General features: G+C 63.2%; 6 protein-coding genes. 1 reads left to right on the forward strand and 5 read right to left on the reverse strand.

Translation table 11 applies throughout. The features are described 5' to 3' along the window. Positions 1 to 344 precede the first annotated feature (344 nt). From nagE to HU767_RS16375, 5 genes are read right to left on the reverse strand one after another with little or no spacing between them, the layout of a single operon-like run. Positions 345 to 2,060, reverse strand: coding sequence for an N-acetylglucosamine-specific PTS transporter subunit IIBC (gene nagE / locus HU767_RS16355; protein ID WP_186729985.1), 1,716 nt, complete (start codon positions 2,058 to 2,060; stop codon positions 345 to 347). Between the two features lie 33 nt (positions 2,061 to 2,093). Beyond that, positions 2,094 to 4,607: a phosphoenolpyruvate--protein phosphotransferase gene (ptsP, locus tag HU767_RS16360; protein ID WP_186729986.1), complete on the reverse strand. Its 2,514-nt coding sequence runs from the start codon at positions 4,605 to 4,607 to the stop codon at positions 2,094 to 2,096. A gap of 51 nt (positions 4,608 to 4,658) precedes the next feature. Next, on the reverse strand, positions 4,659 to 5,681 hold the full coding sequence (locus tag HU767_RS16365; protein WP_186705183.1) for an SIS domain-containing protein: 1,023 nt from the start codon (positions 5,679 to 5,681) through the stop codon (positions 4,659 to 4,661). Next, positions 5,662 to 6,768, reverse strand: coding sequence for an N-acetylglucosamine-6-phosphate deacetylase (gene nagA / locus HU767_RS16370; protein ID WP_186729987.1), 1,107 nt, complete (start codon positions 6,766 to 6,768; stop codon positions 5,662 to 5,664). Before nagA ends, HU767_RS16365 begins: the two co-directional genes overlap by 20 nt. Before the next feature lie 17 nt (positions 6,769 to 6,785). Next, positions 6,786 to 7,517, reverse strand: coding sequence for a GntR family transcriptional regulator (locus tag HU767_RS16375; RefSeq protein WP_181286541.1), 732 nt, complete (start codon positions 7,515 to 7,517; stop codon positions 6,786 to 6,788). Positions 7,518 to 8,058: 541 nt separating this feature from the next. Between HU767_RS16375 and HU767_RS16380 the strand changes: the two genes are divergently transcribed. Then, positions 8,059 to 8,511, forward strand: a complete 453-nt coding sequence (locus tag HU767_RS16380) for a hypothetical protein (RefSeq protein ID WP_186729988.1) — start codon at positions 8,059 to 8,061, stop codon at positions 8,509 to 8,511. Positions 8,512 to 8,900: the final 389 nt, after the last annotated feature.

The following is an 8,900-nucleotide window of genomic DNA, read 5'->3' on the forward strand; positions in this document are numbered from 1 at the left end:
CGCTGTTGCAATAAAAAACCCGCTGATCGATTCAGCGGGTTTTTTATTACGTGCAATTCCTGTGTACACAAACCCTTGTGGCGAGGGAGCTTGCTCCCGCTGGGACGGTCCGACGCCTCGGGCGTAGCGGCCCTAAGCTTTTGCGGTTGCTGCGCAACCGAGCGGGAGCAAGCTCCCTCGCCACAGGATTGTTGTGTATCAGATATAGGTGTTGGGTGTGTGCAGGCCCCTTCGCGAGCAAGCCCGCTCCCACAGTGGATTTGTATTGTCCACAGAACTTGTGAACGACATCAGACCTGTGGGAGCGGGCTTGCTCGCGAAGGGGCCAGACAGTCGGCGAAGGCCTAGGCTTTGACATCCGCCTTACGACTCAGCACCACCGCCTCCAACGCCCGCCACAACCCCGGCGCTTTCTCCCCTAGCAACAAGTGCCAAACGCCGCCTTCCAGCGAACTGATCCCCTGGCAGCCCAGCGCCTTGAGCTGGTTCTCCGACAACCCCTTGCCATCAGCCAACCGCACCCGCAAACGGCTCGTCGCCACGCAATCGAGCTGCAACACATTCCCGCCACCGCCCAGGGCATCGAGCCATTGTTGTGCTTCGGCCTCCGAGACAATGGTCGTCAGGGCCGGCTCGACCACCACGTTCGCGGGCGCACTGACTGGCCTATCGGAAGAAGGCAATGCCAAGCGGATCTCATCGGCGATGCTGTCGGCCATCGGCCCCACCACCACCTGCAAGCTGCCGCCATTGCCGGGGCGAACCACAGCCATGGCGCCGAGGGCCTTGAGTTGTGCGTCGGACGCCTTGTTGCGATCCACCAGGTCCAGCCGCAGGCGCGTGGTACAAGCGCCGAGTGTGATCAGGTTGTCAGCGCCACCCAAGGCCTGGATGTAGGCGGCGGCCCGCTGGTTTTCGGCGATGACCGGTTTGTCGCCCGTCGGCACGTCTTCACGCCCCGGCGTCTTCAGGTCGAAGCGGCGGATGCAGAAGTCGAACACCAGGTAATAGATCGCCGCATAGGCCAGGCCCACCGGAAAGACCAGCCAGCCGTTGGTGGATTTGCCCCAGCCCAGGACCATGTCGATAAATCCGCCGGAGAAGGTAAAACCCAAGTGGATGTCCAGCAGATTGGTCACCGCCATCGACAGGCCGGTGAGCAGCGCGTGGACCAGGTACAACAGCGGCGCAAGGAACATGAAGGCGAATTCGATGGGCTCGGTGACGCCGGTCAGGAACGAGGTCAGCGCCATCGACAACAAAATCCCGCCCATGACCTTGCGCCGCTGGGGCAGGGCGTTGCGGTACATCGCCAGGCAGGCGGCGGGCAGGCCGAAGAGCATCACCGGGAACATGCCGGTCATGAACTGGCCGCCCTTGGGGTCGCCGGCGAAATAGCGGGTCAGGTCACCGGTGACCACCGCTCCGGTAGTCGGGTCGGTGAAGCTGCCGAAGATGAACCAGGCCATGTTGTTGAGGATGTGGTGCAGGCCGGTGACGATCAGCAACCGATTGAATACACCGAAGACGAACGCACCAAAGCTGCCGCTGGCCATCAACAGCTCGCCGAAGCTGTTGATGCCGTGCTGGATCGGTGGCCAGATCAAACCGAACACCACGCCAAGGCCCACCGCGCTGAAGCCGGTGACAATCGGCACGAAGCGTCGCCCGCCAAAGAATGCCAGGTATTCCGGCAGCTTGATGTCCTTGAAGCGGTTGTACAGCGCGCCGGCCAACAGGCCGCTGATGATCCCGGCGAGCATGCCCATGTTGATGGTCGCGTCGAGCACCTTCAGCGTCGCGATCATCACCAGGTAACCAATGGCCCCGGCCAGCCCGGCCGTGCCGTTATTGTCCCGGGCGAAACCCACGGCGATGCCGATGGCAAAGATCAGCGCGAGGTTGGCGAAAATCGCCTGGCCGGCATCGTGAATGATCGCGATGTTCAACAGGTCCGTGTCACCCAGGCGCAGCAGCAGGCCGGCGATCGGCAGGATCGCGATGGGCAGCATCAGCGCCCGGCCGAGGCGTTGCAGCCCTTCGATGAAATGCTGGTACATGGCGTCTCTCCTTTTATTGTTGTCCGACGTGGCTCAGCCCAGGGGCCAGTGTTGATGACAGGCCTGGCGCACGGCGGCGGCACTGGCCAGGTTCAGCAAATCGGTACTGACGCCGCGGCACTGGGCGGCATCGAGGTGACGCACGCGGTCCTTGATTTCGCCGATCTGGGGCGGGCTGACCGACAGCTCCCGTACGCCTAGCCCGATCAGCACCGGCGTCGCCAGGGGATCGGAGGCCAGGGCCCCGCACACGCCGACCCAACGCCCATGTTTGGCGGCGCCAGCGCAGGTCTGGGCGATCAACCGCAGCAGTGCCGGGTGCAGGGCATCGACTCGGGCGGCGAGACCGGCGTGGTCGCGGTCCATGGCGAGGGTGTACTGGGACAGGTCGTTGGTGCCGATGGACAGGAAGTCCGCGTGCTCGGCCAACTGTTCGGCCAGCAAGGCGGCGGCCGGGACTTCGATCATCACCCCCAGTTGCGGGCGTTCGCTCACGCCAAGCTCGGCACCGAGGGCGTCGAGGCGCTGGCGAATGTGCAGCAGTTCATCGACCTCGGTGACCATCGGCAACAAAATCCGGCAGCGGTGCAGAGGGCGGATTTGCAGCAGGGCGCGCAATTGCTGGTCCAGCAGTTCCGGGCGCGCCTGGGCCAGGCGAATGCCCCGCAGGCCGAGCACCGGGTTGGCTTCGGCCGGCAGCGGCAGGTAGTCCAATTGTTTGTCGCCGCCAACGTCGATGGTGCGGATGATCACCGGCCTGTCGCCCATGGCATCGAGCACGGCTTGATAGGCAAGGCGCTGTTCTTCTTCATCGGGGGCGGTGTGGCGGTCGACGAAGAGAAATTCGGTGCGCAGGAGGCCAACGCCCTCGGCACCGTTGGCGAACGCCTGGTTGGCTTCGGCGCTGGAGGCGACGTTGGCGGCGATTTCAACCGCCACCCCATCGACGGTTCGCGCCGGCGTGTGGGCGAGGGTCTGCTGCTCGGCGCGCCGGGCTGCGCGTCGGGTCTGCGCTTGCTGCACTTGGGTCAGGCGCTCGGCGGTTGGCGTGAGTTCGAGGCGGCCACCGTCCGCGTCCAGCACCACCGATTGCCCCGGCGCCTGTGCAAGCACGGCCTCGCCCAGCGCCACCAGGCAGGGCAGGCCTTTGCCACGGGCCAGGATCGCCACGTGGGACGTCGCGCCGCCCTCGGCCATGCACACACCGGCCACGCCTTGGGCACTGAGTTGCAGCAGGTCCGACGGGGTCAGCTCCTGGGCGACGACGATGGCGCCCGCCGGCACGTCGAATTGCCAGGCTTCACCCAGCAGCACCCGCAGGACCCGCTGGCGCAGGTCATGCAAATCATTGGCGCGCTCGGCCAGCAGCGTGCTTTGCAATTGCCGCAGCACTTGGCACTGCACGTCGATGGATCGGCTCCAGGCGTGGGCCGCCGCGCTCCCTTGGTCGATGGACAGGTAGGCGGCGTCCAGCAGGACCGGATCTTCCAGCAACGCCAGGTGGGCGCTGAAGATCGCTTGCTCATCGACGTGATGCCGGGCCTTGGCGTTCTCCAGGGTCAACTCGATGTCGCGACTGACGTGCGCCAAGGCATCGCGCAGCCGTTGCCGTTGTTCTGCAACGACGTGACTGCCCACATCCTCGGGCAACTGGATACCTTCGAGTCTAACCAACGGTCCGCTGACCAGCCCGGGCGCGGCACAGACGCCATGGAGCGCACCATCTTCGGCGGTGCGGCTCGGCGCCTTGGCCGGTGGTGCCGCGACATGGGCCTCTTCGGCCAAGGCTGTGGATAACGTTTTCAGCAGCGCTTGCAACGCCGCTTCGGCATCACTGCCGCGACAACTGACATGCACTTCGGCCTGTTCGGTGATCGCCAGACCCATCATGCCCATCACACTGTCGCAGGACGCCGAGCGGCCACCGAAGTGCAGGTGTGAGCGACTCTTGAACCCTTGTGCGGCCTGGCGAACCAAGGCGGCCGGCCGCGCGTGCAGGCCGCCTCGATGGGCGATACGGATCTGGCCGAACACTTCGATGCCGACGTCCGGCTCATTGTCGCGTGTTTCACTCGGCTTCTGGCTGACGATGTGCAGCAACGGCTCGCCGACCTTGACGCCTTTGAGGGTAATGGGCCGTGCCTGGAAGTGTTCGCCATTGGTGAGGATCAGCAGGCTGACCAGGCTTTTGCAGCGCTGGGCCACGCTGTCCACGTCATAACGCAGCAGTGCCTGGCCGTTGCTGACCCGCGCGCCTTCCTTGACCAGCATGGAAAAGCCGTTGCCCTGCAACTCGACGGTGTCCAACCCCAGGTGCAGCAGCAGTTCGGCGCCGTTGTCGGCCCGCAGGGTCACGGCGTGGCCGGTGCGCGCGACGTGGATCACCTCGCCGTCACAGGGGGCGTAGAGGGTGTCGTTCAGCGGATCGATGGCGATCCCGTCGCCCATGGCGCCGCTGGCGAACACCGCGTCCGGGACGTTGGCGAGGGTGAGCACCGGCCCGCTGAGTGGGGCGCTGAGGATCAGCTCTTTATTGTTGTTGGGCATGGGCTCGCTCTCTGTGAAGTCTTATTGGCCTTGCGTTAAAGGGCCATCGGTTCAGTGGGTCCGGGTGACCTTGCTCAAGTACCGTGGCTGGTCCGGGTCCAGGCCTCGGGCCACGGCCAGGTTGGCGGCCATCCGGTAAAAGCTCTGGATCGCCAGGATCGGGTCCAGGGCCGGGTGTTCGGCACGGGTCAGCGTCAGGTCACGCTCGGCGATGTCATCGGGCGCGGCCAGTAGCACCCGGGCGCCGCGCTGGCGCATGTCGGCGGCCAGGCTCAACACACCGGCCTGCTCGGCACCGCGGGGGGCGAATACCAGCAGCGGGTAATGCTCATCGATCAGCGCCATCGGCCCGTGGCGAACCTCGGCGCTGCTGAAGGCTTCGGCCTGGATCGCCGAGGTCTCCTTGAACTTGAGCGCCGCTTCCTGGGCGATGGCAAACCCGGCGCCACGGCCGATGACCATCAAGCGCTGGCATTCACGCAGCGCCTCAACGGCAACGCTCCAATCCTGGCGCGCGGCCTCGCGCAGGCCTTCGGGCAGCGCGGCACCGGCTTCGAGCAACTCGGCGTCGTCTTTCCAATGGGCCACCAGGCGCGCGCTGGCGCTGAGGGTGGCGATGAAACTTTTGGTGGCGGCGACACTGCTTTCGATGCCAGCGCACAGGGGCACGCTGAATTCACAGGCCGCTTCCAGCGGAGAGTCCTCTGCGTTCACCATCGCCACGCTCAAGGCGCCGCGCTTGCGCAACAGGCGCAGGCTGTTCACCAAGTCTGGGCTCTGCCCCGATTGAGAAAACGCGAACGCCACCTGGCCACTGACCTTCAACGGCGCCTGCTGCATGGTCACCACCGACATCGGCAACGAGGCCACCGGTAAACCGAGTTGTTGCATGGTCAGGTAGGCAAAATAGCTGGCGGCGTGGTCGGAGCTGCCGCGAGCCACGGTCATCGCCACCTGCGGCGGTTGGCGGCGCAGGCGTCCGGCAATTTCCTGCAGGGCGGGGTCCAATCGCTGCAATTGGCGCTCGACGGCGTCGGACGAGGTCAGGGCCTCTTCAAGCATTTTGGAAGTCAATGGCTTCTCCTTCGACCATCACGTCGATCAGGTTCAGGGCACGGTCAAGGCGCACGCAGTCGGCCCAGGCGCCGGGTTGCAGGCGCCCGCGCTCGGGCAGGCCGAGGTAGTCGGCGGGGAATTGCGACAGGCGTCGGGAGGCTTCGTCGATCGGCAGGCCGATCTTCACCAGGTTGCGCAGGGCCTGGTCCATCGTCAGGGTGCTGCCGGCCAACGTGCCGTCGGCCAGCCGCACGCCACCCAGGCATTTGGTCACGGTGTGGCTGCCCAACTTGTATTCGCCGTCGGGCATGCCGGCGGCGGCGGTGGAATCGGTGACGCAATACAGGCACGGGATCGAACGCAACGCCACGCGCATGGCGCCGGGGTGTACGTGGAGCAAATCCGGGATCAGCTCGGCATATTGCGCATGGGCTAGCGCCGCGCCGACGATGCCGGGCTCGCGGTGATGCAGCGGGCTCATGGCGTTGTACAAATGGGTAAAACTGCTGGCCCCGGCCGCCAGCGCCGCGACGCCTTCTTCGTAGCTGCCGAGGGTATGGCCGATCTGCATGCGCACGCCCCGGGCGCTGAGGGCGCGAATCAAGGCATCGTGGCCGGCGATTTCCGGTGCGACGGTGATCACTCGGATCGGCGCCAGGGCCAGGTACGCCTCCACTTCAGCCATCAACGCGGTGTGGGCGAAATTCGGTTGGGCGCCGAGTTTGCCAGGGTTGATATAAGGGCCTTCCAAGTGCACACCCAGGACTCGTGCGCTACCCCTGGTCCGCTGTTCGCAGAATTCACCGAGGGCCTTGAGTACGCTGGCGATCTCTTCGCTCGGCGCCGTCATGGTGGTGGCGAGCAGCGCCGTGGTGCCGAAGCGCACATGGGTGCGGGCAATGGTGTCGAACGCCGGCGCGCCTTCCATGATGTCCTTGCCGCCACCGCCGTGCACATGCAGGTCGATGAAGCCGGGCAACAGGTAGGGCAGGTCGTTGCTCGTCGGATCGCAGGGTTGGCCTTCGATGGACACGACCTTGCCGTGTTCATGAACCAGGCGGCCGCGTATCCAGCCGTTGGCGGTGAGGATGTTGTCTTCGGACATGGGGATTCTCTGATCGTCTAGCGCCGCAACTCTGCGACGAAGTCGTAGTAGTCGTTGCGGCAATAGGTGTCGGTGACTTCGATGGGCGTGTTGTCTTCCAGGTAGCCGACCCGGGTCATCAGCAGCATCGCGGTGCCGGGGGCGATACCCACCAGGGCGGCGAATTCGTCCGAGGCGTTGATGGCCTGGATGTGCTGCAGGGCGCGCACCACCGGTTTGCCGATGCCATCGAGGAATTCATAAAGCGAATCGCCCACTGCCTGCGGCTTGGGAATAATCGAGGCGGGCAGGGTGCTCATCTCAATGGCCATGACCGTATCGTCGGCCTTGCGCAGCCGTTTGAGCCGGGCGACTTTGTCAGTGGGCGACAGGCCCAGGCGGATCAGTTCTTCGTGGGTCGGCGGGGTGATTTCTCGCTCCAGCCACTGGGACCCGGGTACGAAACCTTTGAGCCGGAGCATCTCGCTGAAGCCGCTGAGGCGTGACAGCGGTTGTTCCAGGCGCGGGGTGATGAACGTGCCCGAGCCTTGGTTGCGGCGGATCAGGCCTTGTTCGAACAGCACCTCCAACGCCTTGCGGGCGGTGACCCGGGAAATGCCCAGTTGCTCGCTCAAGCTGCGCTCGGATGGCATCGCTTGCTCGGCTTTCCACTGGCCGGCGTGGATGGCGGCTTCGAGGTTGCGGGCCAGTTGCAGGTAGAGCGGGGTGGGTTGGGTGTCGTCGGGGCGTAGGGTCTGGATGTTGTTCATTTGTTTGTCCGATGCGGTTTTTTGGGCGTTGTCGCTCGGTGATTGGGGTGGAAGCTAATACCACTTGAATACCATGTCAACGCTGCTTCTGGCGATTACGGCGCGCTTCATGGGGCATTTTTGGAAGGTTGGCTTTAAGTGGTATTAGCGTGGTGGAGGTGGGACGTGGCGTTATGGTGTCGGGCTGATGTTTTTGAGGGCAGTGGTATGCACCGAGGGCAGGTTACGTAATTTGATTTTTATTTTTGCTGGCGACCGCTGATTCGTTTTATTTGGCCGGCCTGGTTCTGGGGGCGGCGCGCTTCTACTGTGGGAGCGAGCCTGCTCGCGAAGGCGGCGTCACAGTCGATGAAGATGCTGAATGTGCTAGCCTCTTCGCGAGCAGGCTCGCTCCCACAGAAGTTGTACGACGTACATCAAATTTATGTTCGCTAATGTGCGATCTGTCAGACGCCCAGAAGTCTCCGACATCTTTTTAGGGTTGCCCCTCGGAAGCGGGAATTCTAGCTTCCATATCTTGCAAATTATTTGGAGATTCCAGATGGCGAAGCCTGCTAACGGCCACGTCCTCTCAGCCGCTCTGGACACATTGGTCAGAAGCCCGTTGGATCATGCAGATGATGTTGCGCTCGTAAGTGCAGCCAAAGCTGTTTGGTATTCCGACTCGGACTTGATAAGCGCAGCCCAAGCTTTTCTGAGCCAACACACGGATGAGGTCGAGTTGCGTCGTGCCGGCTATTTGCTTGAACGACTTACCCGGTTTTCGTGTGTCACGGATAATCGAGCATTGGAAGTCTTCAAAGCCCTTGAGCTGTTTTTACGCTCGACACCCAAGCAAGCAATAATCTCGCAAACAGCTGTTGCGCTTCGCAAACGCCGTGATGAACTCGCTCTCTCTTGGGGGCTGAATGAAGGGCTTGGCTTGAAGGTGCAAACCCTCTTGCCCTTTCAGACTCGGCATTATGAGGCTGAGCAGCGCGAAGCTTTTGGGTGAATACAAATGTCACCAACAAAAACCGGCTTAGGCCGGTTTTTTGTTGTGCGAATCATCATCGCTTGGTCTGTCAGACGCACCGAACTTTCCGACAAGTTTTTAAGGTTGTCCCTCGGAAGCGAGGGGCCTAGCCTTTGGGTGTCGCTGCCAATTCAGCGACCGGATTTGACCGTCCGAGAATCTAGACACGCCAGTGTTCCAAGACCTAGTTCAGGCGTTTTTCTTTCGTCTGAGGTATCGTGTCGCGGCAGCTGTGCGTGGGACGTCTTCGGACGTGCCGGTATCTGATTCCCGGTCGGTCAACCCGCGTACAGCTGCCCTTTTTTGTTTGACCGCGAAGAATGGTGGCTCCATTGAATCAGGAGCTCTAAATGATCAAAGAAACCCCC

This window comes from Pseudomonas sp. SWRI179 (genome assembly GCF_014268705.1).
Classification (GTDB): Bacteria; Pseudomonadota; Gammaproteobacteria; order Pseudomonadales; family Pseudomonadaceae; genus Aquipseudomonas; species Aquipseudomonas zanjanensis.

Bases quoted from the DNA above. Each gene is read 5' to 3' on its own strand.
- nagE (WP_186729985.1), bottom strand. From the start codon at position 2,060: ATGTACCAGCATTTCATCGAAGGGCTGCAACGCCTCGGCCGGGCGCTG.
- ptsP (WP_186729986.1), bottom strand. From the start codon at position 4,607: ATGCCCAACAACAATAAAGAGCTGATCCTCAGCGCCCCACTCAGCGGG.
- nagA (WP_186729987.1), bottom strand. From the start codon at position 6,768: ATGTCCGAAGACAACATCCTCACCGCCAACGGCTGGATACGCGGCCGC.
- HU767_RS16375 (WP_181286541.1), bottom strand. From the start codon at position 7,517: ATGAACAACATCCAGACCCTACGCCCCGACGACACCCAACCCACCCCG.
- HU767_RS16380 (WP_186729988.1), top strand. From the start codon at position 8,059: ATGGCGAAGCCTGCTAACGGCCACGTCCTCTCAGCCGCTCTGGACACA.